The 26,700-nt window shown below is 62.6% G+C and carries 23 protein-coding genes and 1 pseudogene; 14 read left to right on the top strand and 10 right to left on the bottom strand.

Annotation, left to right across the window (positions count from 1 at the left end):
- Nucleotides 1-17: 17 nt before the first annotated feature.
- The 12 genes and pseudogenes from WJU18_RS24245 (at nt 18) to WJU18_RS24190 (ending at nt 14,621) form a co-directional block, all read left to right on the top strand.
- Nucleotides 18-674 (top strand): RlmE family RNA methyltransferase, encoded by a 657-nt coding sequence (locus WJU18_RS24245; RefSeq protein WP_423456243.1) that lies wholly within the window; start codon nt 18-20, stop codon nt 672-674.
- Nucleotides 675-958: 284 nt separating this feature from the next.
- A complete protein-coding gene (gene ftsH / locus WJU18_RS24240; protein WP_423456242.1) occupies nt 959-2,878 on the top strand; it encodes an ATP-dependent zinc metalloprotease FtsH in 1,920 nt (639 codons plus the stop codon).
- A gap of 174 nt (nt 2,879-3,052) precedes the next feature.
- Entirely contained in the window at nt 3,053-3,937 is an 885-nt protein-coding gene (gene folP, locus WJU18_RS24235; protein ID WP_423456240.1) for a dihydropteroate synthase, read from the top strand.
- A gap of 100 nt (nt 3,938-4,037) precedes the next feature.
- On the top strand, nt 4,038-5,399 hold the full coding sequence (gene glmM / locus WJU18_RS24230) for a phosphoglucosamine mutase (protein WP_423456239.1): 1,362 nt from the start codon (nt 4,038-4,040) through the stop codon (nt 5,397-5,399).
- A gap of 6 nt (nt 5,400-5,405) precedes the next feature.
- Nucleotides 5,406-5,909, top strand: a complete 504-nt coding sequence (locus WJU18_RS24225) for a GNAT family N-acetyltransferase (protein ID WP_423456237.1) — start codon at nt 5,406-5,408, stop codon at nt 5,907-5,909.
- Nucleotides 5,910-6,092: 183 nt separating this feature from the next.
- Nucleotides 6,093-6,851 carry a spermidine synthase gene (locus WJU18_RS24220; RefSeq protein WP_423456235.1) on the top strand — a complete coding sequence of 253 codons (759 nt, stop codon included), beginning with the start codon at nt 6,093-6,095 and terminating at the stop codon, nt 6,849-6,851.
- Nucleotides 6,852-7,097: 246 nt separating this feature from the next.
- The gene (locus tag WJU18_RS24215; RefSeq protein WP_423456233.1) at nt 7,098-8,864 is read left to right on the top strand and encodes a GspE/PulE family protein; all 1,767 of its coding nucleotides are present in this window, start codon (nt 7,098-7,100) and stop codon (nt 8,862-8,864) included.
- Between the two features lie 220 nt (nt 8,865-9,084).
- Entirely contained in the window at nt 9,085-9,573 is a 489-nt protein-coding gene (locus WJU18_RS24210; RefSeq protein WP_423456231.1) for a tripartite tricarboxylate transporter TctB family protein, read from the top strand.
- Between the two features lie 13 nt (nt 9,574-9,586).
- Nucleotides 9,587-11,098: a tripartite tricarboxylate transporter permease gene (locus tag WJU18_RS24205; protein ID WP_423456229.1), complete on the top strand. Its 1,512-nt coding sequence runs from the start codon at nt 9,587-9,589 to the stop codon at nt 11,096-11,098.
- 162 nt (nt 11,099-11,260) lie between these two features.
- A complete protein-coding gene (locus WJU18_RS24200) occupies nt 11,261-12,874 on the top strand; it encodes a gamma-glutamyltransferase family protein (protein WP_423456227.1) in 1,614 nt (537 codons plus the stop codon).
- A 7-nt stretch (nt 12,875-12,881) separates the two neighbouring features.
- Nucleotides 12,882-13,786 (top strand): annotated as a pseudogene (locus WJU18_RS24195) (DMT family transporter).
- A 40-nt stretch (nt 13,787-13,826) separates the two neighbouring features.
- Nucleotides 13,827-14,621, top strand: coding sequence for an SDR family oxidoreductase (locus WJU18_RS24190; protein ID WP_423456225.1), 795 nt, complete (start codon nt 13,827-13,829; stop codon nt 14,619-14,621).
- A gap of 4 nt (nt 14,622-14,625) precedes the next feature.
- On the opposite strand, the gene WJU18_RS24185 is transcribed toward WJU18_RS24190, so the two are convergent.
- The 8 genes from WJU18_RS24185 to WJU18_RS24150 are packed head-to-tail and all read right to left on the bottom strand — an operon-like array spanning nt 14,626 to nt 21,862.
- Nucleotides 14,626-15,387 carry a maleate cis-trans isomerase family protein gene (locus tag WJU18_RS24185; RefSeq protein WP_423456224.1) on the bottom strand — a complete coding sequence of 254 codons (762 nt, stop codon included), beginning with the start codon at nt 15,385-15,387 and terminating at the stop codon, nt 14,626-14,628.
- A 23-nt stretch (nt 15,388-15,410) separates the two neighbouring features.
- Entirely contained in the window at nt 15,411-15,854 is a 444-nt protein-coding gene (locus WJU18_RS24180; RefSeq protein WP_423456222.1) for an acyl-CoA thioesterase, read from the bottom strand.
- On the bottom strand, nt 15,851-17,041 hold the full coding sequence (locus WJU18_RS24175) for an FAD-dependent monooxygenase (RefSeq protein WP_423456220.1): 1,191 nt from the start codon (nt 17,039-17,041) through the stop codon (nt 15,851-15,853). The genes WJU18_RS24180 and WJU18_RS24175 overlap by 4 nt, the downstream gene beginning before the upstream one ends.
- Nucleotides 17,038-17,289: a hypothetical protein gene (locus WJU18_RS24170; RefSeq protein WP_423456218.1), complete on the bottom strand. Its 252-nt coding sequence runs from the start codon at nt 17,287-17,289 to the stop codon at nt 17,038-17,040. Before WJU18_RS24170 ends, WJU18_RS24175 begins: the two co-directional genes overlap by 4 nt.
- Nucleotides 17,286-17,885, bottom strand: coding sequence for a VOC family protein (locus WJU18_RS24165; RefSeq protein WP_423456217.1), 600 nt, complete (start codon nt 17,883-17,885; stop codon nt 17,286-17,288). The genes WJU18_RS24170 and WJU18_RS24165 overlap by 4 nt, the downstream gene beginning before the upstream one ends.
- 18 nt (nt 17,886-17,903) lie before the next feature.
- The gene (locus tag WJU18_RS24160) at nt 17,904-19,589 is read right to left on the bottom strand and encodes an AMP-binding protein (protein ID WP_423456215.1); all 1,686 of its coding nucleotides are present in this window, start codon (nt 19,587-19,589) and stop codon (nt 17,904-17,906) included.
- An 11-nt stretch (nt 19,590-19,600) separates the two neighbouring features.
- Complete coding sequence (locus WJU18_RS24155) at nt 19,601-20,575, bottom strand: Bug family tripartite tricarboxylate transporter substrate binding protein (protein WP_423456213.1); 975 nt, start codon at nt 20,573-20,575, stop codon at nt 19,601-19,603.
- 30 nt (nt 20,576-20,605) lie between these two features.
- Nucleotides 20,606-21,862 (bottom strand): alpha/beta hydrolase, encoded by a 1,257-nt coding sequence (locus WJU18_RS24150; protein ID WP_423456211.1) that lies wholly within the window; start codon nt 21,860-21,862, stop codon nt 20,606-20,608.
- 93 nt (nt 21,863-21,955) lie between these two features.
- On the opposite strand from WJU18_RS24150, the gene WJU18_RS24145 reads away from it, so the two are divergent.
- Nucleotides 21,956-22,747 carry a TetR/AcrR family transcriptional regulator gene (locus tag WJU18_RS24145; RefSeq protein WP_423456209.1) on the top strand — a complete coding sequence of 264 codons (792 nt, stop codon included), beginning with the start codon at nt 21,956-21,958 and terminating at the stop codon, nt 22,745-22,747.
- Between the two features lie 9 nt (nt 22,748-22,756).
- Here WJU18_RS24145 and WJU18_RS24140 read toward each other — a convergent pair whose 3' ends face one another.
- The gene (locus WJU18_RS24140) at nt 22,757-23,719 is read right to left on the bottom strand and encodes a DMT family transporter (RefSeq protein WP_423456207.1); all 963 of its coding nucleotides are present in this window, start codon (nt 23,717-23,719) and stop codon (nt 22,757-22,759) included.
- A 43-nt stretch (nt 23,720-23,762) separates the two neighbouring features.
- Between WJU18_RS24140 and WJU18_RS24135 the strand changes: the two genes are divergently transcribed.
- Nucleotides 23,763-24,743: a quinone oxidoreductase family protein gene (locus WJU18_RS24135; RefSeq protein WP_423456206.1), complete on the top strand. Its 981-nt coding sequence runs from the start codon at nt 23,763-23,765 to the stop codon at nt 24,741-24,743.
- A 63-nt stretch (nt 24,744-24,806) separates the two neighbouring features.
- Here the strand turns inward: WJU18_RS24135 and WJU18_RS24130 are convergent, their stop codons facing one another.
- Entirely contained in the window at nt 24,807-26,699 is a 1,893-nt protein-coding gene (locus tag WJU18_RS24130) for an alkyl/aryl-sulfatase (RefSeq protein ID WP_423456204.1), read from the bottom strand.
- Nucleotide 26,700: the final 1 nt, after the last annotated feature.

Here is a 26,700-nt window from a genome sequence, read left to right as displayed (position 1 = left end):
CGTATTATCGGCGCTCCATGAAGGTTAAAACAAAGTCTAAAAAGGTCAATAAGGCGTGGTTGAACGACCACATCAACGATCCCTATGTGAAGCTGGCGCAGAAGGAGGGCTACCGTGCCCGTGCCGCCTACAAGCTCAAGGAGATCGATGAGGCGCTGCACCTGATCAAGCCTGGCCACCTGGTGGTGGACCTGGGCAGCACTCCGGGCGCCTGGAGCCAGTACCTGCGGCGCAAGCTGTCTCCGGGCGGCGCAGCCGTGGGTGAGCTGAATGGGACCATCATCGCACTCGATATCCTGCCCATGGATCCCATCGAAGGCGTGGCCTTTCTCCAGGGGGATTTCCGGGCGCCCGAGGTGCTTGCCGAGTTGCAGAAGGCCGTGGCAGGACGCCAGGTGGATGTGGTGGTGTCCGATATGGCGCCCAATCTGTCGGGCATCGAGTCGAGCGATGCCGCGCGCATTGCGCATTTGGTGGAGTTGGCGGTGGATTTCTCTCAGGCGCACCTGAAACCGGAAGGCGCATTGGTGGTCAAGTTGTTTCACGGCAGCGGCTACAGCCAACTGGTGAAGTTGTTCAAGGAAACGTTCCGCGTGGTCAAGCCGATCAAGCCCAAGGCGTCGCGGGATAAATCGTCGGAAACCTTTTTGGTGGGCATGGGTCTGAAGAATTAGCCCGTGCCATCCCTTGGCGTCATTGCTTTGGCGCGATGGCTTGACGCGTGTCAAGTTTTCACGGTGTCAGCAGGCTTGGTGTGCCAAAACGTTACAAATGCAGCCTCTGCCAACATGGTTGGTGGCGCTGTTTGGCACGCTTGGCGCCTTGAAACCCCTAAAATGAGCTTCATATGCTCGGCATTGCCGAGTTTTTTTGCCGGCCGGGCCGCCCCAAGGCAAAAACATCCCCTCGGGGATGCGAAATTCATATAGCGGCTTTTTTTCGACTGGAGCGTAAGGCCTTGAAGAATCAGTGGTTCTCGAAGATCGCCGTCTGGATGGTCATTGCCATGGTGTTGTTCACCGTGTTCAAGCAATTCGATGGCGGCCGCATGGCGAGTGCCAATCACATCGCCTATTCCGATTTCCTTGATGAGGTGCGCAACAACCGCGTCAAAAGTGCCACCATTCAGGAGGGGCAGGGCGGTACGGACATCGTGGCCGTCATGAATGATGACCGGCGCGTGCGCACCCAAGCCACCTATCTGGACAGGGGGCTGGTGGGCGATCTGATCAATCACAGCGTCAAGTTCGACGTCAAGCCGCGCGAGGAAGGCTCGCTGCTGATGACTCTGCTGGTCAGCTGGGGTCCGATGCTGCTGCTGATCGGGGTGTGGGTGTATTTCATGCGCCAGATGCAGGGTGGCGGCAAGGGCGGCGCGTTCAGCTTCGGCAAATCCAAGGCGCGCATGCTGGATGAAAACAACAACCAGGTCACCTTCGCGGACGTGGCTGGCTGTGATGAGGCCAAGGAAGAAGTCAAGGAAGTGGTGGATTTCCTGAAGGATCCCCAGAAATTCCAGAAACTCGGCGGCCGCATTCCGCGCGGTCTGCTGCTGGTCGGCCCTCCCGGCACCGGCAAGACGCTGCTGGCCAAATCCATTGCCGGTGAAGCCAAGGTACCGTTCTTCAGCATCTCGGGTTCCGATTTCGTTGAAATGTTCGTCGGTGTGGGCGCGGCCCGTGTGCGCGATATGTTCGAAAACGCCAAGAAGAACGCGCCTTGCATCATCTTCATCGACGAAATCGACGCCGTGGGCCGCCAGCGTGGCGCGGGCCTGGGTGGCGGTAATGACGAGCGCGAGCAGACCTTGAACCAGATGCTCGTGGAGATGGATGGTTTCGAAACCAACCTCGGTGTGATCGTCGTCGCGGCCACGAACCGCCCCGACATTCTCGATGCCGCCTTGCTGCGTCCCGGCCGCTTCGACCGGCAGGTCTATGTCACGCTGCCCGATATCCGTGGCCGCGAGCAGATCCTCACGGTGCATATGCGCAAGATCCCTATCGGCCAGGACGTGAGCGCCAGCATCATTGCGCGCGGTACGCCCGGTATGAGCGGGGCTGATCTTGCCAACCTGTGCAACGAAGCCGCGCTGATGGCCGCACGCCGCAATGCGCGCGTGGTTGAAATGCAGGATTTCGAGCGCGCCAAGGACAAGATCCTGATGGGCCCCGAGCGCAAGAGCATGGTCATGCCCGAGGAGGAGCGCCGCAACACGGCCTACCACGAGAGCGGCCACGCGCTGATCGGCAAACTGCTGCCGAAGTGTGATCCGGTGCACAAGGTCACCATCATTCCTCGCGGCCGCGCCCTTGGCGTGACCATGAGCCTGCCCGAGAACGACCGCTACAGCTACGACAAGGAATACATGCTGAACCAGATCAGCATGCTGTTCGGCGGCCGTATCGCGGAGGAAGTGTTCATGAACCAGATGACCACCGGCGCCAGCAACGATTTCGAGCGCGCCACCAATCTGGCACGCGACATGGTCATGAAATATGGCATGAGCGAGGCGCTCGGTCCCATGGTGTATGCCGAGAACGAAGGCGAGGTGTTCCTGGGCCGCAGCGTCACCAAGACCACCAACATCTCGGAAGAGACTATGCAGAAGGTCGATGCCGAAGTGCGCCGCATCATCGATGGGCAGTACGCTCTGGCGCGCAAGCTGATCGAAGACAACCAGGACAAGATGCACACCATGGCCAAGGCGCTGCTGGACTGGGAGACCATTGACGGCGAGCAACTGGACGACATCATGGCCGGCCGTGAGCCCCGTCCGCCCAAGGACTTCACGCCGCGCACGCCATCGTCGCCTGGCGGCGGCACTGGTGGCACGCCGGCCGCTAAACCGGTCGATCCGGCGCCTACCGTGGCCTGACGTGAAAACCGGAAAGTAACCACCATCACCATTGCAAGCGGGGCTTTTGAGCCCCGCTTTTTTATCGCCGCGCCACCCCAAAAATAAAAAACACCCCCTCGGGGGCAGCGGACCACACAAAGTGGGGAGCGTGGGGGCATTTTTTATCTCCGGGCTTTATTTGAGGCATCTCACATGCTGTGGAAAACCACCCGCTACGACATCGATTTGAGTGAACCCAAGGTGATGGGCATCGTCAACGTCACGCCGGATTCGTTCTCCGATGGCGGACAGCACGCTGATAGCAACTCCGCGTTGCGCCACTGCGAGCAGATGCTGCGCGAGGGCGCTCATATCCTGGATGTGGGCGGTGAATCCACCCGCCCTGGCAGCCCCGCCGTACCGCTGCAGGAAGAACTGGCGCGCGTGGTTCCGGTGGTGCGAGAGGCCGTTAAGCTGGGTGTGCCCATTTCGGTGGACACCTACAAGCCGGAGGTCATGGCTGCCGTGCTGGACCTGGGCGCCGACATCATCAATGACATTTGGGGGTTGCGCCGCGAGGCAAGCGCCGGCGGCCCCAATGCGCTGGACGTGGTGGGCAGGCATCCTACTTGCGGTGTTTGCCTGATGCACATGCACAGGGATCCTCAGACCATGCAAATGGCGCCCATGGAAGGTGATGTATTGCCGCAGGTGCTCCAGTTTTTAGAGCGGGCAGCTCAGGCTTTGCAAGCATATGGCGTGCATAAAGACCGGATCACGCTGGATCCGGGCATTGGCTTTGGCAAGACCGTGGCTCAGAATTTTTCGCTGCTGGCACGCCAGAGAGAATTGTTGGCCGCAGGTTTTCCCTTGCTGGCCGGCTGGTCGCGCAAATCGTCCATCGGGGCGGCGCTGCAGGGCGACGCTGCCGAAGCGCCGCCGCCGGCTGAACGCGTGATCGGGAGCGTGGCTGCGGCGTTGCTTGCCGCCGAGCGGGGCGCGCGGGTGCTGCGAGTGCACGATGTTCAGGAAACGGTGCAGGCGTTGAGAATCATGGCCTTCGTGAAGCGCCAGGAACGTGACGCCTACGTCGCGTAACAGACGCTAAGGTGTATCCAAATTTAGATCCTGGATAATCTCCAGACGTGTTGGATAACTATCAAATCAATGCTGCTTTCGCAAGCGATACAAGAAAAAAATGAGCCGAAAATATTTTGGGACTGATGGCATTCGTGGCACCGTGGGGTGTGATCCCATCACGCCGGATTTCGTGCTGAGATTGGGTCACGCCGTTGGGCGGGTCCTCAGGCGCCACGAACGTCATCCGACCGTCTTGATCGGCAAGGACACTCGCATTTCCGGCTACATGCTGGAGAGCGCGCTCGAATCAGGTCTTAATTCAGCTGGGGCCGACGTAGTGTTGCTCGGCCCTGTGCCCACGCCTGCGGTGGCCTACCTGACTCGCGCCCAACGGGCCAGCCTGGGGGCGGTCATCAGCGCCAGCCACAACGCCTATCCGGACAATGGCATCAAATTCTTCAGCGCGGGCGGCACCAAGCTGCCCGACCAATGGGAAGAAGAGGTCGAGGCCATTCTGAACGAACCTGCCCAGTGGGTGGATTCGGCCAACCTGGGCCGTGCGCGCAGGCTGGCCGATGCCGATGGGCGCTACATCGAATTCTGCAAAAGCACCTTCAGCAACGACCTGACACTGCGCGGCATGAAGATCGTGGTGGACGGTGCGCATGGTGCGGCGTATCAGATCGCACCCAAGGTGTTCCACGAGCTGGGCGCCGATGTGATTGCCATTGGCTGTACGCCTGACGGGTTGAACATCAACGATGGAGTCGGGGCCACGCACACCGATGCCCTGGTGCGTGCCGTGGCGGAGCATAAGGCCGACTACGGCATTGCCCTCGACGGCGATGCCGACCGCCTCCAGATGGTCGATGCTTCAGGCCGCTTGTACAACGGCGACGAGCTGCTGTACCTGCTGGCCGCTGACCGGCTGGCGCGCGATACCGCCCTGCGCGGCTCGGCGCGCAGCCCGCAATTGGCCGGCGTGGCTGGTACGTTGATGACCAACAAGGCGGTGGAGGTGGCACTTAAAAAGCTGGGCCTTGAATTCGTGCGGACCAAGGTGGGTGACCGCTACGTGCTCGAGGAGCTTCTGCGCCGTGGATGGACGCTGGGCGGCGAGGGTTCGGGCCACTTGCTGGTGCTGGACAAGCACACCACCGGAGATGGCTTGGTTTCGGCGTTGCAAGTGCTGCAAGCTTGCGCCGAAAGCGGCAAGACGGTGGCCGAGCTGTTGGCCGGCGTGGTGCTGTTTCCGCAGGTGCTCATCAACGTGCGCTTGCAAGAGGGGCAGGACTGGAAAAACAACCAGCGCCTGGCCGCCGAGACGCGCGCGGTCGAGGCAGAGCTGGGCGATGGCGGCCGCGTGCTGATCCGCCCCAGCGGTACCGAACCGCTGCTGCGCGTGATGGTGGAGGCCCAGGACCCCGCGCAGGCGCAGACTTGCGCGGAGCGGTTGGTCGCTGCTGTTCAAGGCGGGTGAATCTGCATGCTGAACGTGGCCTTGGCTCACTATCAGGACCCGCAGGATGTGCAAGCTGTTGTCACGCTGCTTGATGGCTATGCCAGCGAACCCTCGGGCGGCGGTCAGCCTCTGGCCCCTGAGGTGAAGGCCCGGCTCCTAGCTGAAATGGCCGCTCGGCCGCAAATTTTTTCGGTGCTGGCATGGGCTGGTGAGGGTGACGTGCGGCAGGCAGTGGGCCTGATCAATTGCGTGGAAGGCTTCTCCACTTTCGCGGCGCGGCCACTGATCAATGTCCATGACGTGGTGGTGCTGGCGAACTGGCGAGGACAAGGGGTGGGCAAGGCCATGTTCGAATGCGTCGAGCGTGAAGCCATTCGCCGCGGAGCATGCAAGCTGACCTTGGAAGTGCTGGCGGGCAATGCGCCGGCACGGCGGTTGTATGAGAAGGAGGGGTTCGCCCCTTATACGTTGGACTCCGCTTGGGGCGATGCGATGATGTGGCAGAAAAAACTCACCAGTGCATGCTGAGATGGTGAGTGCCTTCTGAGCACCTCAGTCCGCTTGCAGATGACTTCAAGTGTCAGACGGCTGCGGAGCAAGCCACACAAGGCCGCCGCGGAGCGGGCTTGGCCCGGCCGCTGGTGGCGTCCCTGGGGGAAGGCGCATAAGCGCCTCAGGGGGGCCAATCCAGCGGGGACCATAATACTTGTTGTGAAATCCAACCAAGCAGCGGCCTCCAGCGAGGTCAATCTCTCCGAATTCGACGGCGTGCGCTATCTGCACCTGGGCACCGAGTGGGTGCAGGGTTCGATGCGCGTGGCAGCGCCCTATGACATAGATCTGGAATATGTGCAGCGCATGATGGCTTGGCTGCTCTTCGTGCCGCCCGAGTCGGTCAAGGGGCGCCATGCCATGCAACTGGGTTTGGGGGCCGGGGCCATCACCAAGTTTTGCTACAAGAAACTCGGCATGACTTGCACCGCAGTCGAGATCAACCCGCGCGTGGCGGATGTCTGCAGGGCCTGGCTGCGGCTGCCTCCGGAAGGCGAGAGGATGCGCGTGGTGATTGCAGACGCCGGGCATGAAATCCAGAAGGACGAGTGGTTTTCCACCGTGGACGCATTGGCCGTCGATCTCTATGACGACGATGCGGCAGCGCCCATACTCGACAGCGCGGAGTTCTATGCCGACTGCCGGCGTCTGCTGACGGAAGACGGCTGCATGACCGTGAACCTGTTCGGCCGCTCCGCCAGCTTCGAGCGTAGCCTGGCACAGATCGTTGAAGCCTTCGGTGCACGGGCTGTATGGGCGTTCAAGCCGACACGCGAAGGCAATGCCGTGGTGCTGGCGCAGCGCACACCCACAAGGCCCAAGCGGGACGCGCTGGCCGCCAAGGCCGAAGCCATTGAAGCCCGCTGGCAATTGCCGGCACGCAAATGGCTGAAGGTTTTCAAGGCGCTAGAGAGATGATGAACCCCCTGAGGCGCTTACGCGCCTTCCCCTACGCCGGGCGCCCCTCTCTCTTCGGGAGGGAGGCGCAGCCAGCGGCCTGGCAAAGCCAGCTCCGCGGCTACCACGCGTGGTTTGCTCCGCAACCGCCCGAAGGCTCTCGCACCGTAGGGGTGGGTTTCAAATCTGCCCTGTCACCATCGGGCGGGATAGATTTGGCCCCCTGAGGCGTTTACACGTCTTCACCCACGCCGGACGCTTCTTCTCATGAACCAGTTTCCCTACCGCGGCCCAGTCCGTTGGCGCCAGCTAGTGGAGTGGATGCTCGAAGATGGCGTCATCACCGAATCCGAAGCCGCACGCACCATCGCACGGTGTTCGCAAGCCGAAAGTGCCCAACCGGCGCTGGTCCGCCTGGCCGCCGTGGGGGTGGAAGCCGCTGCCGATGGGCGGCCGATGGAAGTGGAGCAACTCACGCAATACCTCGCTCAGCGCGCCGGCCTGGAGTATTTGCGCATAGACCCTTTGAAGGTGGATGCTGGCAAGGTGGCAGACACCATGAGTGCGGTCTATGCGGAGCGCCACAAGGTGCTTCCAGTGCAAATCGCACCCAATGAAGTGGTGGTGGCCACCAGCGAGCCCTTCATTGATGACTGGGTGGCCGAGGTGGAGCGCCAGGCCAAGCGCCCAGTGCGCCGCGTGGTGTCCAACCCGGTGGACATCAAGCGCTACACCGCTGAATTTTTCGCTCTCGCCAAATCAGTGCGGGCTGCGCAAAAGAGCGGAGGCGCGGCGGGTACTGCCAGCTTCGAGCAGTTGGTGGAGTTGGGCAAGACAGGCCACCAGCTGGACGCCAACGACCAGGGCGTGATCCAGGTCGTCGACTGGCTCTGGCAGTATGCCTTCGATCAGCGTGCCAGTGACATCCACCTGGAGCCGCGGCGGGAGCAGGGCGTGATCCGCTTTCGCATCGATGGCGTGCTGCACCCGGTGTACCAGGTGCCGCCCGGGGTGATGAACGCCATCACCGCCCGCATCAAGCTCCTGGGACGCATGGACGTGGTTGAGAAGCGCCGCCCTCAGGATGGCCGCATCAAGACGCGCAACCCGCGTGGAGACGAGATCGAGATGCGTTTGTCGACCTTGCCCACGGCCTTCGGCGAGAAGCTCGTGATGCGCATTTTCGACCCTGACACGGCGGTGAAAGACCTGGCTGCGCTGGGCTTCACCTCGCACGACGCGGCGCGCTGGCAGGCGCTGGTGGAGCGGCCTCACGGCATCATTCTGGTGACGGGCCCAACGGGCTCGGGCAAGACCACCACCCTGTATTCCACGCTGCGGCGGGTGGCCACAGAAGAGGTGAACGTCAGCACCATCGAGGACCCGATCGAGAACATAGATCCACGCCTCAACCAGACACAGGTACAGCCGCAACTCAACTTCGGATTCGCTGAAGGGGTGCGCGCGCTCATGCGGCAGGACCCGGACATCATCATGATCGGTGAGATCCGCGACCTCGAAACCGCCGAGATGGCTGTGCAAGCGGCACTTACCGGACATCTGGTGTTCACCACGCTGCACACCAACGATGCGCCCTCCGCGCTCACGCGCCTGATGGAGCTGGGCGTGCCGCCCTACTTGCTGAGCGCTACCGTACTCGGGGTGCTGGCCCAGCGACTGATCCGCCTGCTGTGCAAGCAATGCAGGGTGCTCGACGAAGAGGCCTCGGCCGAGATGCTGACCGAAGCCATCAAGCCCTGGAAGATCAACAACGGCAGCTACCGCCCCTACAAGCCTGTGGGCTGCGTCGATTGCCGCATGACCGGCTTCAGAGGCCGCATGGGCATCTATGAGCTGCTCGCGGTCACCGAAGAATTCAAGACCCAGGTCCAGAGCAACACAGGCCTGGCCTCGTTACGCAAACAGGCCATCAGCGACGGCATGCGCCCCCTGCGCCTGGCCGGCGCACTGCGGGTAGCCGAGGGCGTGACCACCCTGCAGGAAGTCATCTCCGCCACTCCGCCGCTGGCATAAGCCCATCAGCAGGCGGGAGAGGGCGCAAGATCAAAAGGCCGCGGAGCTGGCTTCGCCAGGCCGCTGGCTGCGTCCCCCTTAGGGGGGAAGGCGCGACAGCGACTCAGGGGGTAGCTTGATTAGGGTTATTCCGGGGGCCTAATAGGTGAAATCCACATGAAGACGCGCGTATCCGCTCGTCACAATCGCCGCTGGAATAACTGCATATTGGAGATGATTCGTGCAGATCAAGAGTCAGAAAGACTTTTTCGCCGGATTGGTGTACATGGGGGTTGGCATCGGCTTTGCCGTTGGCGCTACCAACTACACCGTCGGTGATGGCGCCCGAATGGGACCGGGATACTTCCCGATGATGCTCGGCATTGTGCTGACCATCATCGGCGTCATCGTGTCCTTCAAGGCGCTCGTGGTGGAAACACCCGATGGCGACCGTATCGGCAAATGGGCTTGGAAGCCGCTGATCTTCATCGTCCTGGCCAACCTCTTGTTCGGCATACTGCTGGGCGGTATCCCGAGTCTGGGTATTCCAGCCATGGGCATGATCGCGGCCATCTATGCGCTCACGATCGTGGCGGCGATGGCGGGCTCCCAATTCAAGTGGGGCGAGGTCCTGATTCTTGCCACCGTCCTGGCTATCGGCAGCTGGGTGGCGTTCGTATGGGGCTTGAAACTTCAGTTCCAGGTTTGGCCGAGCTTCATCGGCGGTTGAGGGGGCCAGAAACATGGAACTTTTTGAGCATTTGTCGCTAGGTTTTGGCGTCGCATTCACGCTGCAAAACCTGTTGTACGCCCTCATCGGCTGTATTCTCGGTACGCTGATCGGCGTTTTGCCTGGCGTGGGCCCCGTGGCCACCATCGCCATGCTGCTGCCCGCCACCTATGCGCTGCCACCCGTGGCGGCGCTGATCATGCTGGCCGGTATCTACTACGGCGCACAGTACGGCGGATCAACCACCGCTATTCTGGTGAACCTGCCGGGTGAATCATCCTCCGTGGTGACGGTGATCGACGGCTACCAGATGGCGCGCAAGGGCCGAGCAGGGCCGGCGCTGGCCGCCGCAGGTATCGGCTCCTTCATCGCAGGCTGCTTCGGTACGCTGATTCTGGCTGCTTTCGCGATCCCGCTGACTGAAGTGGCATTCAAGTTTGGCCCGGCCGAATACTTCTCGCTCATGGTTCTGGGCCTGATCGGCGCTGTGGTGCTGGCCTCTGGCTCCCTGATCAAAGCCATCGGCATGATCGTGCTGGGCCTGCTCCTGGGTTTGGTCGGCACCGACGTGAACTCCGGTGTTGCACGCTACTCGTTCGATATTCCTGAACTGACCGACGGCATCAACTTCATCGTGATTGCCATGGGTGTGTTCGGCTACGGCGAAATCGTGGCCAACTTGTCGATGCCCGACGACCACCGCGAAGTATTCACCGGCAAGGTGGAGCACCTCTACCCGACCAAGGAAGACTGGAAGTTCATGACGCCAGCCATCCTGCGCGGTACCCTGATCGGTTCTACCCTGGGGATCCTGCCTGGCGGCGGTGCACTGCTGTCCGCATTCGCAGCCTACACCCTGGAAAAGAAAACCAAGCTCAAGCCTGGTGAAGTGCCGTTCGGCAAAGGCAACATCCGTGGCGTCGCCGCTCCGGAATCCGCCAACAACGCGGGCTCCCAGACTTCGTTCATTCCGCTGCTGACGCTCGGTATTCCGCCCAACGCCGTGATGGCGCTGATGGTGGGTGCGATGACCATTCACAACATTCAGCCTGGCCCTCAGGTGATGACCAGCAACCCTGAACTGTTTTGGGGCCTGATCGCTTCGATGTGGATCGGCAACGCCATGCTGATCATCTTGAACCTGCCGCTGATCGGTATGTGGATCAAGCTGCTGACAGTGCCTTACCGCTGGCTGTTCCCTGCCATCGTGCTGTTCTGCGCCATCGGTGTGTACTCCACCAACAACAACACATTCGACGTCTGGATGGTGGGCTGGTTCGGCATCATTGGCTACGCTTTCATCAAGCTGGGCATGGAACCCGCGCCTTTGCTGCTGGGCTTCATTCTGGGCCCCATGATGGAGGAGAACCTCCGGCGTGCGCTGCTGCTCTCCCGCGGCGACTGGAGCGTGCTGGTCACGCGTCCACTGTCGGCCGTGTTGCTGGGAATGGCACTGCTGCTGCTGATCATCGTGCTGCTGCCATCGGTGAAATCCAAGCGCGAAGAAGCCTTCGTCGAGGATTGAAAAAGCTGCACAGCGAGAAAACGGCACCTTCGGGTGCCGTTTTTTTTGAGTTGTCTCTTTAGTGTGAACACGCCCTAGTCGCCCCGGCTGCGATAGTCGAGCGCGCACGAGTGTTGGCCAGTTGCCGGTACCATGCCAGGATCGCAGACAGGACTTCCAGTCATGACATTCGATTACACCAATCGCTACACGAGCACTCGCTTGCCTGTGTTCGCGCGCAACGTCGTTGCCACTTCGCATCCGCTGGCAGCCCAGGCGGGGCTTCGCATGCTGGAGCGGGGCGGCAATGCGGTGGATGCAGCCGTGGCCGGCGCAGCCGTGATGACGATCTGCGAACCGGTTAGCAATGGCCTGGGCAGCGATGCGTTCTGCATTCTCTGGGACGGCCAGCAACTGCACGGCTTGAATGCCGCGGGCAGGGCACCGCAAGGCTGGAGCCAGTCCTATTTCAGGAAAAAATATGGCAGTGATGCCGCAACGCCACCGAAGCGCGGATTCGACAGCGTCACTGTGCCGGGTGCGGTGGCCGGGTGGGCCGCGCTTTCGCGGCGTTTTGGCAAGCTGCCCTTTGCCGATCTCATGCAACCGGCCATCGAGATCGCCGAGCGCGGCTATCTGGTGCCGGTGGTGGTGCGGCAGAAATGGGCCGCCGCCACGCCGGAGCTGCAATCGTTGCCGGGGTTTGCCGAATGTTTCCTTCCGTGGGGCCGCGCGCCCCAAGTTGGCGAATTGTTCCGGTTTCCTGCCGCCGCGCGCGGGCTTCGGGCCATTGCCGAGAGTGGCGGCGATGCGTTCTACCAAGGCGAGATTGCCCAGGCCATCGTGGCCATGTCAGCGCGCCATGGCGGCGCGCTGACGGCCGCGGATTTTGCCGGTTTCCAGCCAGAATGGGTCACACCGATCTCGCAGAACTATCGTGGCTACGCGCTGCACGAGATTCCGCCCAGCGGACAAGGCATGGCAGCGCTGATCGCGCTCGGCATTCTGGAGCAGTTTGACATGGCGGCCTTGCCGGTGGATGGCTTGGATTCCCAGCATGTGCAGATCGAGGCCATGAAGCTCGCGTTTGCCGATGTCTACCGCTATGTGGCAGAACCCTCTTCAATGGCGGTGACTCCCGCGCAAATGCTCGATGCCGGCTACTTGAAGAGCCGCGCCAAACTGATCGACATGAATCGAGCGCAGGATTTTGGCGCCGGCAATCCGGCCAAAGGCGGCACCATCTATCTGACGGCCGCCGATGAGAGCGGCATGATGGTCAGCTTCATTCAGAGCAACTACATGGGCTTCGGCTCCGGCTGCGTGGAGCCTGCCTACGGCATCAGCCTGCAGAACCGCGGGGTGGGCTTCAGCCTCCAGGACGATAGCCCGAATGTGGTGGAGCCGGGCAAGAGGCCATTCCACACCATCATTCCCGCGTTTCTCACCAAGGACGGCCAACCCGTGATGAGCTTCGGCGTCATGGGCGCCAACATGCAGCCGCAAGGCCATGTGCAGGCGCTGGTGCGCATGCTCGACTATGGCCAGAATCCGCAGACCGCGTGCGATGCCCCGCGGTGGCGCTTCAATCAAGGTCTGTCGATCAATGCGGAATCCACCATGAACGCGGCTGCCGTGCAGGGCTTGGTGGAGCGCGGCCACCGTACGGAGCTCATCAACGATTCCTACCAGGATTTCGGTGCCGGCCAGTTCATCTGGCGTGTGGGTGATCCTACCGTCGAGGGCTACGTGGCTGCCAGCGATGCGCGGCGGGATGGGGTTGCCGCAGGGTTTTGACTGGAAGATGACGAAAGAATCGAATGCCGCCGGCAGCATGGCGGCTGGCATATTCCTGGCGGCCGTTGGTGCCATCGGTTTCGCCGGCAAGGCGATCATTGTGAAGCTGGCCTACCGCTATGGCGTGGATCCAGCCACGCTGATCATGTACCGCATGGTGTTCGCGCTGCCATTTTTCATCGTCATGACCTGGTGGGCCGGGCGAGGCAAACCCCGCTGACACGCCGCGACTGGGCCGGTGTGCTGGGGCTCGGGTTTTCGGGCTACTACCTCTCCAGCATGCTCGACTTCGTGGGGCTGCAATACATCACAGCCAGCCTGGAACGTCTCATTCTTTACCTGGCACCCACCATGGTGCTGGCCCTCGGCTGGATTCTGAAAGGCCGGCGCATCAGCAGCGCCGAAGTCGTGGCCGCGATGGTCAGCTACAGCGGCGCTTTGTTGGTGTTCGGGGTGGAGTTGCGTCTGGTTCCCGGCACGGCGACCGCTTGGGGTGCCTTGCTGGTGATGCTCTCCACCTGCACCTACGCCGTCTATCTTTTCTATAGTGGAGAGTTCGTCAAGCGGCTGGGGTCGTTGCGCCTGGCAGGTCTGGCGACCGCGGTGGCATGTGTATGCTGTATAGCGCAGTTTCTGCTGATGCGGCCTTTGTCGGCGGCGTTGGTGGCGCCGGAGGTCCTCTGGCTGTCCTTGCTCAATGGCACGCTCTGTACGGCCGTGCCCGTGCTGCTGATGATGATGGGCATCGAGCGCCTGGGGCCCGATCTGGCTTCGCAGGTAGGCATGATCGGCCCATTGGCTACCATTGGCATGGGCATCGTCTTTCTGGGCGAGCCGTTCACGCCTTGGCTGGCCGCTGGCACACTGCTGGTCATGGTCGGCATCTACATGTTCAGCCGTACACGGCGTTGAACGCGCTCTGAATTCCAAACACGTTCTTAGGAGAAATCGCATGGATCTGGGTATCGCGGGAAAATGGGCGCTGGTGTGCGGTGCCAGCAAGGGGCTTGGCCTGGGTTGCGCACAGGCGTTGGCAAGCGAAGGTGTCAACGTCGTCATGGTGGCGCGAGGCCAGGAGGCGCTTGAGGCCGCTGCCGCCAGGCTGAGGGCGGGCGCGGCGGGCGGCAAGCCTGAAATCATTTCCGTGGCGGCTGACATCACCACGCCGGAAGGCCGTGCAGCCGTGTTCGCTGCCCGTCAGGACTACGACATCGTGGTCACGAATGCAGGCGGCCCGCCGACGGGTGATTTCCGCGACTGGGACCGTGAGGCGTGGATCAAGGCCGTGGATGCCAACATGCTGACCCCCATCGAGCTGATGAAGTCCGTGGTGGACGGCATGGCCGCGCGGGGCTTTGGCCGCGTCGTCAACATCACCTCCAGCGCCGTGAAGGCCCCGATCGACATCCTGGGCCTGTCCAACGGCGCACGCTCCGGTCTCACGGGTTTTGTGGCTGGCCTGGCACGCAATCCGCAATTGGCCTCGAAAGGCGTGACCATCAACAATCTGCTGCCGGGCAAGTTCGATACCGACCGTCTGGCAAGTACCTTCAAGGGCACCGCCGACAAAACAGGCAAGTCTCTCGATGAGGTCCGTGCCATGCAGGAGAAGGTGGTGCCGGCCAAGCGCTTTGGTACGCCAGAGGAGTTTGGCGCGATCTGCGCGTTCCTGTGCAGCAAGCAGGCGGGCTATCTCACCGGCCAGAATATCCTGCCGGACGGCGGTTTGTATCCGGGGACGTACTGACGCCTCAAGTCCCGTAAGCGCCGGAAAGAAGCGCGCCGGCACCGGGAACCACGGGCTCCAGCTGCAGCGCCTTGAGCATCATGTAGGTGGTGGCCACCGAGGCGGTCACCACCGGCTTGCCCGTCATGGCCTCCACCTTGGCAATGGCAGGCAGCGAGGGCATCTGCACACAGGCGGAAAGCACGATCGCATCCGCATCCGCATAGTTCAGCGAGCGCACGATCTCCGGCAACCGGGCCGGATCATGGCGGCCCACCTCCAGATTGTCGGGAATCTCCAGCGCGCGGTAGTCCACCACCTCGTGGCCCTCTCGCCGGATATAGTCCACCACCAGTTCCGTCAGCGGTTTCATGTAAGGTGCGACGACGGCGATCTTCTTGGCTTTCATGATCTTGAGCGCATCGACCAGGGCGCCCGCGCTGGTAATGACTGGTGCCGTGCCGCCGTTTTCCTCGGTGCGTTCGTGCAAGCGCTTCTGAGACACGCGGTGATAGCCCGGCCCCATGGCCATGATGGCCACCAGGCAGGCATAGCCCAGCACATCGACACGCGCGTCGCTGAGTTCGATGGCGCAGCGGTCGGATTCGGCATCCATGGCCGCGAGTTCTTCCTTGACCACCTTCTTCATGCGCATGCGGCTGGAGTGGAAGGTGAAGCGGTCGGCAGGCCGGATCTGCTGGCGTGCCGTCAGCATGGCCGGAATCTCGGTCTCCATCGTGGTGTTCGAGCTGGGAACGATCTGCCCGATTCGGAAATTCTTGATCATGGTGGCGTGTTCTCTTCTCGGGTTCACAGGCGCCTGAGCGCCTCCAGGAGTTGGGGTGGAATGTCCACGCGCTTTCGCACCTGGCGGCTGATGCAGATGGGTGAAAAGCGGCCCGTGAAAATGTGGCGCTCGGTACCAATTTCATAGGCTTGCACAAGCACGTCGAAGCTGCTCTGCCGAATAGCCGCCACGGAGCAATGCATGCGGAAGACATCGTCAGGCCACAGGGCGCTGTGAAATTCCATCTCCAGCCCTTTGCATGGCGTGTCGATACCCAGCGCTTCGGCCCATTTGAAGTACCGTTGCTCCCCGGCCAGCGTATCCAGCACATGAGCCATCGCCGAAAGCAGATACTCCGTGAACTTGCCGGTGTAGACCACGCCTGCTGGGTCACATTCGGCCCAGCGCACCCGCCGCTCGATGACCAGCGGCTCGCGTGACACCACGCGTTCGAAATCGCCCATCATGCTGCTTGCCTTGCCGCTTGCATGGTGGCGGCGCTGACCACACCAGCTTGAACCAGATGAGCGAAGAACTCTGGGTACTGGGAGGCCAGGCGGCCTTCATCGACTCGCCCGGTGCGAGTCATGAAAGCGTGCACGAATTCCAACGGGGTGTAGCGCTGCATCCACTCTCCGATGTCTTCATACCAGAGGTACGATTTACGCGATGCTCCGAGGAGCTTGGCTTTCTCAGGGCCACGGGAGTTCACGAAGACCTCCAGGCGTTCCAGCGGTGACATGGTTCCCGGCGCGGTCAGCGCGTCGGCCAGGGCGATGGCGTCTTCCATGGCGATCCGTGTGCCGGATCCAATGGAAAAGTGAGCACTGGTGTGCGCATCCCCGATCAGGACATGCTTGCCTGCTGTCCAGCGGGCATTCTGGATGACCGGGAACTGACGCCAGTTCGAGTTGTTGGAAATCAGCCGGTCGCCAGCCAGCTCTGGTGCGAAGACGCGCTCGAAGAGCGCCTGCCGCTCCTCATTGGACATGGCCTCCATCCCCAGGTGTTCCCAGGTTGCATGGTCGCATTCGGCCACGAAAGTGCTGGCATGGTCCGTGTACGCGTAGTAATGGGCGACGAAGGAGCCGCCTTGCCATTGGCGGAACACGAGCGCCGGGTTGTCGAAGGCGCGGGCGGTGCCGAACCAGGCAAAGTGGTTGCGGAGGTACTGGCGGGAGGTGCCGAACTCGGGCTCGAAGGCTGCACGCACGGCTGAGTTCACGCCGTCAGCGCCCACCACGATATCGGCATCACCCAAACCCAGGGCGTCCAGATGCCGGGGGTATTCGATGCGTTCACCGTACCGGATGCCGACGCCGAGTTCGGCGGCTTCTTTCTGCAGCACGCGCAGCAAGGTCAGGCGGGTGATCGCACCGCCCTTGGCCGGGTGTTTCAGCACGATCGGCTCTTCCTTCACCTTGATGGTTTGGCTGCCGTTGAAGTGCATCTGCTCGATCAACTGGGCGTGCACCTGGGCATCTGCTTCCTGGAGCCGGTTCAGGCCTGAATCGGCCAGCACCACGCCAAAGCCGAAGGTGGAGCCGGCGCTGTTCTGCTCGATCACGGTGATCGGCCATTCGGGTTGGCGCCGCTTGAGGAGAATGGCCAGGTAGAGGCCCGAAGGGCCTCCGCCCACGATGGCGACTTTCATGATTCCTCCACCACAAGCCGGTCGTTGTCGAAGTGCGTAATCCGCCCGACCATGCCGGCGGTGAGCGCGCCGTGCCAGACCGCGGGTTTCAGGCCCATCGCCTTGCGTGTGAATTCGAGCGAGCCGGCACGCGCCAGGCGCCAGTAGCCCAGCCGGGGGCCTTGTACGCTGCATCCTTCCACGGAAAGAGCATGATCCACGAAGGGGCGAAACTCAGGAACGTCGAGAACGAAGATGGTGGGCATCATGCTTCCTCCGCTGCGAAGGCTGTTTCGAGTTCCGCACCCTTCAGCGCCCAGACTTGATCAATCTGTTTGAATTCCGGCCGCTGCTTTTCGAGTTCGATGGCGGCGGCCAAGGTGCGCGCGGCGTCATCGCGATCGGTTTTCTCGAACGGCCGCACCTGCCAGGTCACCTCGAACATATAGCCGTTGGGATCGTTGAAATAGATGGATTCGATCGTCTCGTGGCGAATCTGGTGCGTGATCGGGATGCCGGCAGCTTCCACTTTGGCGCGGCAATCCAGCAACTGCTCCCGGGTCTCCACCCGCCAGGCGGTATGGGTCGCGCGGTAGCGGTAGTCGTCTCGTGCGGCCGCGAAATCCGGTGGCGTGGTGCCGATGTAATAGAAGAAGGCAATGGTGCTGCCGTTGCCGCTATCAAAAAAGAAGTGCAGGAAGTCGGCATGATCTTCCGGCCCCCAGCCGCGCGCAGAAATGGCGTGCACCAGGGGAAGGCCGAGGAGGTCGCGGTAGAAGTGCACCGTTTCAGCCAGTTTCCAGGTGGGCCGTGCCGTATGGTGAACACCGGAAAGAGGAATGGTGGGGTTGGTCGGGGTGGTCATCGGAAAACTCCTTTGCATTCAATGCCCGGCCGCTTCCGCGGCGAGCTTGTCGGTAATCAATTGTTTGAGCAGAGGCTTGCTGAGCTTGCCGGATTTGGTGAGCGGCAGCTCGGCCAGCACCTCGATGCGCTCGGGCCACTTGAAGCGGGCCAGCCCCTGCTCCTGGAGAAAGATGCCGAGGGCCGCCACCGTGGGCGCGGCATGCTGGTCAGCCAGCGTGATGAATGCGCAGATGCGCTCCCCATAGACCTTGTCCGGCATGCCGACCACGCCCGCGCTCGTGACGGCGGGATGGCGTGACACCAGTAGTTCCACTTCCTCGCAGTTGACCTTTTCGCCCGCGCGGTCGACCACGTCTTTCGTGCGCCCGCAGAACTGCCAGTAACGCACGCCGCCGATATCGCGGAAGAGCATCAGATCGCCGGAACGGTAAAACCCGTGGCTCGTGAATGTCTGCGCGTTCCTGTCGGCGGCGTCGTAGTAACCGTGGATCGTGTAGGGCCCCGCGAAGGCGCATTCGCCGATCACACCCTCCTCGGTGATCTCCTCCTCGGTACCGATCTGGAACAGCTTCACCTGATCCATGCCCGACACCGGGTGGCCGACCATGGTGTCTTGCACGACCTGAGGATCGTCTTCGCGGGTCAGCATGATCACGCCCTCGGTCATGCCGAAGATGTGATGCACCGGCGCTTTCAGAAGCGCGCGCAGGGCAGGCGCATTGTTGGCGCTGATCACGCCGCGCAGGCGGTCCAGCGGCAGCAGGCCGGATTGGATCGCGGGTTTGAGCTTTTCCAGGATCGGACCGGCGATGGCTGTCCAGGTTGGGCGGTACTGCCGGAACACCTGGCCCAAGGCGTCGGCGGTCATGGCGGTAGAGACGGCCACCGTGCCGCCGCTGAGCAGGAAGGGGCCGAAGCAGCAACCCATGTTCAGGTTGTGCATCATGGGCATCGGCATGAACAGGCAATCGTCCGGGCCATACCCCAGGAACTGCCCGACCGCGCGCATGTTGTAGATGTATTCGTTGTGGAAGCGCGGGATGATCTTGGGCACGCCGGTCGTGCCGCCGGAGAGCTGGAACACCGCTACCTGGAAGGGATCGATGTGTACCTGGCCCAGCAATTCGCGCGCACGGGCGAGCGGCATGGTTTCCAACTGTTCGCGCAAATGCAGCGCCGTGCCGAGCCGGGCGCCGCGTGCCTGGACCGTCCATTTCATGGAGGGAATTTCACCGCGCATCTGTTCGGCGAAGGCGACATCGTTGAACTTCGGGTCGTCGCCCTGCACGAAGTGCATGCGGGCCGCGGAGTGGACGCCCAGGTACCCGATCTCCTGCTCGCGGTGCGCGGCCAGGGTACAGACGGGGATCAGGCCTGCCTTCAGGCAGGCGATGAAACCCAGCACCAATTCGGGACAGTTGCCGATCTGGAACACCACGCGGTCCAGCGGGCGCAAGCCTAGCTCGAGCCAGGCACCGGCGAGCCGGTCGGTGGTTTCATCGAGCTGTTCATAAGTCAGTTCACCCTCGGCACTGGCCAGTGCGATACGGGGGCCGTGGGCCGCAAAGGAGGCACGAAGGGCCTCGGGCATGGTCTCGCGCGTCAGCAGGCCGGCATCGAGATAGCGCCGCAGGTCGCCTGGCGGTGCATAGACCACGCCGGGCAAGGGGTCCTGCACCTGATACTGCAGTGGTGTTCGCATGGTCGAATCTCTTATTCCGGTTTCAGGTTCAAGGTCTTGATCACGCCACCGAATCGCGCGTTCTCTTCGGCGAGGAAGCTTTTCGCCGCTTTCATATCGCCTGGCGTCGGATAAGTGCCGAACTCACGGAACTTGGCCACCACATCCGGCTCCTGCATGGCTTTGTTCACTTCCGTGTTGAGACGGGCCAGGATGGCCGCGGGCGTGCCCTTGGGCGCTTGCATGACGAACCAACCGTAGACGCTGAGGCCGGGTACCGTCTTGTTGGCCAGGGGGATGCCCTCCAGCCCCGGCAGCTCTGTTTCGGACGCGACCGCCAGTGCGCGCATCTTGCCGCCTTTCGTCAGCGGCAACAGCGGGCCGACGCCGTCGACATACATGGCGATATCGCCGGCCACCACGGCCTGGATGCCTTGTCCGGTGTTTGCGAAGGCCACCTGCTGGAACTGGGCATTGGCCTTCTGGGCCACCAATTCCGAGGCCAGATGCGGGATCGAGGTCCGGGTGGGGTTGCCCACGGAGACGGTATCCGGCTTGGCGCGTGCCATGGCGATGGCATCGGCCAGGGTCTTGGCTGGGTGCGCGTTGTGCGCCACGAACATCATCGGCGTTTTGCCGACCACCGCGATGGTCTCGAAATCACGTGTGGAGTCGTAGTTGGCATTCTTGTAGGTGAACGGTGTCACGACCACCGCCGCCGCTTGCGGCAGCGCCAGGGTGTAGCCATCCGCGGGCGCGTCCCTCAAGGCATGCATGGCGATGATGCCGTTCGCACCGGGCTTGTTGTCGACCAGGATGGGTTGGCCCAATTGGCGCGAGAGCTTGTCGCCGATGATGCGGGCGATCAGATCGGGCGCGCTGCCGGCAGGGGCCGCCACCAGCAGGCGTATGGGCTTGGCCGGCCAGGGCGCGCTCTGGGCGAAAGCGGTGCCGGCGCAGGCCAGCAGAACGCCTGCGGCCAGGCGGCGGGTGAGGGAAAGGCGCATGGTTGTCTCCAGGATTGAATAGGGTGTGAGTTATTTCGAGGGCGCGTGCAGCCATTCCTGCAGCAGCCGGCCTGCCAGCACCTGGCCGCTTTCCTCTCCGGCGGCGAGTGGCTGGCCGTGGTGGTTGCCCTGCACGCGTTCGCGCCGCTTGGCGCTGGTACCCAGGCAGGTGTAAATGGCGTCCATGTCGGAGGGAAAGGCTGCCTGGTCGCCGGTGTATTCGATGACGAAGGACGGTAGCGTGACTTCGGCCCCGCATTTGGCGAAGCTGGCATTCGAGCTGATACCCGACCAGGTCGACAGCCAGGATTCCGGCGTGATCATGCGGGCGAACCCGACGCTACCGTAGTTGGAGGCATAGGGATCCCGTCCCCACAGCGTGCCGGCTTCACGGTCCGAGGGGTCGAGCGAGAGATCCCAGCAGCGCAGGTCCGCATCGGTACGCCAGAGCAGCGAGATCTGGGTATGGGCCGCGCGCTGGCGAGTCGCCTTGCTGCCGTCTCCGGACTTCAACTGCTGCCTGGCGCGGGCGCGCTCGGCCAGCATGGCGTGTGCGCGAGCATCGAGCCGTTCCACGCGTGCGTGTTGCGCTGCGCGGTAGGCCGCGACGAACTCGGCGCTGTAGCGTGAAGATGCCGGAGCGGGCACGAAGCCATTGGCGGCATCGAACGGATCGAGTGAAGGGTCGACGGAGAAGGGGTCGTTTTCATCGGTCACCGAGGGGTCGATGCCGTTCAGCAGCAGCTGGCCCTGACCCGGATGAGGCGACACGAACACCAGGTCATCGGGGGCCGGCATGTCGGCTTCGGCCAGTTTCACGGGCCGCCCGCCCGGGGTACGGGTGATGCGGCTGGCCGGGGCGCGGAGCGATTGCTGGGTGTAGAAGGCGTACAAGCCCGCGCCACCCGAGTTGCCTAGCAGCACGATGCGAGTGAAGCCCAACTGGCGCAAATGAGCCATGCCGGCAGCAACGTCCAGCAGTGCAGCCTCGTGTTCCAGCCGCAAGTCGGTGCCGATGGCACGCGGGGCTTGCACCCAGGCCGCGCAACCGGCATCCAGGACATCGGGCACCAGATAGGGCGTACCGATGAATTCGCGCGGATGCATCAGGCACACTACAGTCTTCTCATGGCCTGACTGGGAATACAACAGGCCCAGAGTGCGTTGCGCGTCTGCGGTGCGTAGCGCGTAAGGCGTAGTACGAAACGGCCGATCCATGCGAGCCGGGTTCCAGCCCGCTCCCCGCAAGCCCGCGGTGACCTTTCCTTTATCTGGATCTTGGTTCATGGATTTTGATGTGGAGCAAAAAATTGATATGGTCTCAATTAAATAATTGAGACGGTATTAATTTAATAGGTGTAAACCCTGAGGATCGTTGTCTTGAGCAGATCGAACGCGAAACAGCTTCAGAAGGATGTCGTGGAAATAGCGGCCGCCAAAGAGGGCGATCAGGCCCCGCCGCGCAGGCGGGGGCGCCCTCCCAAACCCGTGTTGGGGGACGGCGAGGCTGCCCCGGTGCTGACCCGTGAGCAAATCCTTGCCAAGGCGATCGAGCTGGCCAGGGTTCAGCCGCTGAGCGAGATCTCCATGGTGGGCCTGGCCCGGGAGTTGGGCGTGGCGCCAGCCCTGATCCACTACTACGTTGGCAGCCGCGACGACCTCATTTCCGGTGTGGCCAACCTGTACTTCAAGGCACTGATGGCGGGTATGCCGCCATTGACGGGCGACTGGGAGGAGGATCTCTGGGAGGGCGCGCAGCAGGCATTCCGCATTGGCGTGGAGTACGGCGGGGTGCTGCGCTACATGATGTCGAACAACCGGTTCCGGCTGTTTCAGCAGGTGCCTCAGGGCGAGACTGATTACGGCGTGCTTTATCTCGACCGGATGGCGAAAATCTTCCGGTCAGGCGGTTTTCAGCCCGAGCAGGCGGCGACCGGCTACCACCTGCTGTCGCTCTACGTGATCTCTTCCTCCTATTCGGAAGTGAGCAGGCAGTTGCCGCGCTTTCACCAGCGGTTCATTCGCGATCAGGTGGAAGGGCACCCTTTCAATGAGGTGGAGCACGCGCGGTTTTTCATTGGCGCATTCTCGGCCCTGGATTCAGCCACCGCGTTTCCGGCGGGCTTGAAAATACTGATCGCAGGCTTTCGTTCATGGCTGCCCGGCCATTGAGGCGCCGTACTAGCGCCGCGACGAAGCCACGATCCCCGCCACAATCAATACAAACGCCACCACGTGATAAAGGCGTGGCATTTCTCCCAGGAACAGGGCTGACAATACCGCCGCGAACACCGGCGTGAGGTTGGAGAAAAAGCCCGCCACCACGGGGCCGGCCCGCTGCACGCCCACGCCCCAGCAGCGGTAGGCCAGTACCGCGGGGCCGATGGCCACATAGAGCAGGGCTGCCAGCACCGGCATACCCCAGTGGATGTGCGCGTCGGTCACTGCCCACTCTCCGGCGCTGAGCAGGCCCGACCATCCCAGCCCGAACACCAGCTGTGCCATCAGGAAGGCCGCGCTATCGGAGAGGATGCCCTTGGGCTCTGCGGTGCGGGCCAGCATCCACGAGTACAAGGCCCATGACATCGTGGCCAGCAGCATGTACACATCACCCGGCACCAGGTGAAGCGTGGTCAATTGAGTCCATTCCCCGCGCGCCAGAATCACGGCTACCCCGGCGATGGACAGCACCGCGCCCAGCATTTGCGCTCGGGTGACGCGAACCCCAAAAAACAGGTAACCCAAAGCCAGCGACCACAACGGCCCGCTGGAGCCCACGAGCGTGACGTTCATGGGGGTGGAGGTGTGCAGTGCCAGGTATTGCAGGGCGTTGTACAGCCCCGTGCCGAAGAGCCCCAGCAGGGCAAATCGCCCCCAGTGCTTCCAAAGCCCGCTGTCGGGCCGCAATACCCAAGCGGCCAGCGGCAGCAGGATGAAGAACGCCAGAAGCCAGCGCAGGAAGTTGAAGGTGAGAGGCGGTATCAGGTCGGCCACCAGGCGGCCAACCACCGCGTTGCCGGCCCACAGGAGCGGAGCGATGGTCAGGAAGGCAATGGTGAGAGGAGAAAGACGGTCAAATTGGCGCACCCCGCTATCGTGCCATGACCGCGCCTTGCCCCCAGCGCATGAAGGTCTTTCAGGCATGGCACCATCCGGCTTCTCAAGTCTTGTTTGGAGTCACACTGCCATGCCACTCGCCGTCCAGATCAATCGCCCAGGCGGGCCTGAAGAGATGCAACTGGTGGAGTTGCCCGTGGGAGAGCCTGGCCCAGGGCAGATCCGTATCCGCCACAAGGCGATCGGCCTGAACTTCATCGATGTCTACCAGCGCACCGGCCTGTACACCTTGCCCATGCCGCTGACGCTCGGCATGGAAGGCTCCGGCATCGTGGAGGCGGTGGGTGAGGGCGTGGCGCATCTGAAGGTGGGCGACCGTGCCGCCTACGCCAGCAATCCGCCAGGCAGCTATAGCGAAGTGCGTGTCATGCCCGCGCTGGCGGTGTGCAAGCTCCCGGACGATATCAGCTTCGAAACCGGCGCGGCCATGATGCTCAAGGGTCTCACGGCGCAGTACCTGTTGCGCAAGACGCTGCCCGCGGAAGGACTGCAGGCCGGCGATCACATCCTGTGGCATGCCGCTGCCGGCGGTGTGGGTCTGATTGCCTCCCAGTGGGCCAAGGCGCTGGGCTACCAGCTCATCGCTACCGCGGGCTCTGATGAGAAGTGCCGGCTGGCTCTGGCCAACGGCGCGGCGCACGCGATCAACTACCGGACCGAGGATTTCGCCGCGCGCGTGAAAGAGATCACCGGAGGCAAGGGTGTGAAGGTGGTGTACGACTCTGTTGGCAAAGACACTTGGGAAAAGTCGCTCGAATGCCTGCGGCCATTCGGCCTTATGGCCAGCTTCGGCAACGCCAGCGGCCCCGTGCCGCCATTCGCGCCAGCCACCCTGGCTGCCAAGTGCCTCTATGTGACCCGCGCCACCTTGTTCGTGCACATCGCCACCCGCGAGGGCTGCCAGAAAATGGCGGACGATCTGTTCGACGTGGTGCGCTCAGGCAAGGTGAAGATTCACATCGATCAACGCTTTCCGCTGGCCGAGGTGCAGGCCGCGCACCGGGCGCTGGAAGCGCGCCAGACCACGGGCTCGACGATCCTCACGCTCTGAGTTGCGAAAGAGCAGAGTCTCGTAGGGTGGGCGTTCATGCCCGTGCGGGACTCTACTTTCTTCTCAAGGCTCGATCACATTGAACATCGGATCAAACTCATCCAGCGCCTCCAGGAAGCGGCGGAACAGCGCCGCATCGCCGGTCACCTGAAGATCGCCCGCATCCAGCCCCGCCAGCAGGGCGTCGCGCCCTGCCGAAAGCTTGGGAAGTGTGTCGCGCTGCATGTCGATCACCGCGTGAGCGTGGTCCCCGTGGCTGCCTGGCAGGTGATTGAGCGCGCCGTTTGAAATCACCAGACGATGCGAGTCCACGCCAGCCGAATCTATCAGCCGCCAATCGAAGCGCGCTTCGATGTCCTGAGCCCTGAGTCCATTGACGCGAATACCCAGGTATTCAAGGAAACTGCTGAACGGCAAAATTGCCACGACGTCCGGGCTGATGCCGACGCCGCGTGGCGTGGACGCCTGGGAGGTGCTGCGAAGTTCGCGCGCCCCGAGAAGGTAGGCGTTCCGCCAGGTGGCCGATTCTGACTGATACCCCAGTTGTTCCATGGCATCGGCGGCCAGTTCTCGCGCGGGGCGATGTCCTGGATCCGCGAAAACCACGTGATTGAGCGCTTCGATCACCCAGCGGAAGTGGCCGGCTTTGAAGTCGGCCTGCGCTCGCTCCACGACAGCATCCGCGCCTCCCATGTATTCCACATACTTCGACCCTGCCTGCGCCGGCGGCAGCGGATTGAGATGGGCCGGATTACCGTCGTAAGGGCCGAGGTAGTGGGCGTAGATCGCATTCACGTTGTGCGCCACAGCGCCGTAATAGCCTCGCGCGAACCATTGCCGCGAGAGCTTGCTGGGCATCAGCAGTTCTTCCGCAATCTCCTTCGGCGTCAGGCCGTGGCTCATGAGACGAAGTGTTTGATCGTGCAGGTAGCGGTACATGTCACGCTGGCCGGCCACGTATTCGCCGATGCGCTCCTGTCCCCACACAGGCCAATGGTGCTGGACGATCAAGGCGTCGACCTGCGGCACGAAGCGGTCCAGGGCCTGGTTCAGGTAATGTGCCCAGGCCAGCGCGTCACGCGTCTTCGCGCCGCGCAGAGGGCATAGGTTGTGCATCGTATGGCAGGCGTTCTCGGCCAGGTTGAGCACGCGCAAGCCCGGATAGAGCATGTTCATGTCAGCAGGCGCTTCGGTGCCCGGAGTCAGGTGGAACACGATGTCCACACCGTCGACTTTCCGGCGCTCCACCGGTTGCGTGATGAGCGTGGTGGGGGCGATGAAACCATCACCGCCGCGCCCTACCGCCTTGCCCAGGCCGCTATCGACGTGCAGCATCTCGCCCGGCTCCAGGGACCAGCCAAACTGGAACAGCGCGCGGCGCCGCATGGGCACGCCCGCCAGAATGGATTCGGAGAAGGATTCCTCGGTGAACCCAAAGGGGGCGATCACCTCCACGCCGTTTTTCACGTCTTCGGGGCTGATCACTCCGCGTACGCCGCCGTAGTGATCCCGGTGGCTGTGCGTGTAGATCACCGCGGTCACGGGGCGGTCGCCGCGATGCTTGCGGTACAGCGCCAAGGCGGCGCGCGCATGTTCCGTGAACTGCAGCGGGTCGATCACGATGACACCCGAATCGCCTTCGACAAAGGTCACATTGGACAGCGAGAAGCCACGCACCTGGTAGACCCGCTCGTTGACTCGAAAAAGACCATGGATCGCGTTCAACTGCGACATGCGCCACAGGCTGGGATTCACCGTGGCCGGTGCCTGGCCCGCGAGAAAACCGTAGGGCCGCATGGACCACGAAACACCGCCGGAATCGGCCTCGATATGGGCCTCCGGCAGAGTGTCGATGAAGCCGCGCCGGGCATCTTCAAAATCGCGCCGGTCAGTGAAATCGAGTTCATCGAGGGTGCGGGCTTGAGCAGCCAGGGTACTGGGATGTGCGGGCTTCATG

Source organism: Ottowia sp. VDI28, from assembly GCF_049532675.1.
GTDB lineage: Bacteria > Pseudomonadota > Gammaproteobacteria > Burkholderiales > Burkholderiaceae_C > Ottowia.
The sequence above is the reverse complement of the archived record's forward strand: the minus strand, read 5'-3'. Positions and strand labels throughout refer to the sequence as shown.